This window comes from Bacillus sp. YC2, assembly GCF_019891195.1.
Classification (GTDB): domain Bacteria; phylum Bacillota; class Bacilli; order Bacillales; family Bacillaceae; genus Bacillus.
The window spans coordinates 1-210 of record NZ_JAHXDO010000043.1; the positions used below are offsets into that span (position 1 = coordinate 1).

Here is a 210-nt window from a genome sequence, read left to right on the forward strand (position 1 = left end):
AGCATCTGACTTTTAATCAGAGGGTCGAAGGTTCGAGTCCTTCATGGCTCACCATGTTTTTCTTGCGGATGTGGCGGAATTGGCAGACGCGCTAGAATCAGGCTCTAGTGTCTTTACAGACGTGGGGGTTCAAGTCCCTTCATCCGCATTGCCAAACGCGGAAGTAGTTCAGTGGTAGAACACCACCTTGCCAAGGTGGGGGTCGCGGGT

General features: G+C 52.9%; 1 tRNA gene. It reads left to right on the plus strand.

From position 1 onward, the window contains the following. Nucleotides 1-64: 64 nt before the first annotated feature. A tRNA-Leu gene (locus KY305_RS19820) sits at nucleotides 65-148 on the plus strand. Nucleotides 149-210 lie beyond the last annotated feature (62 nt).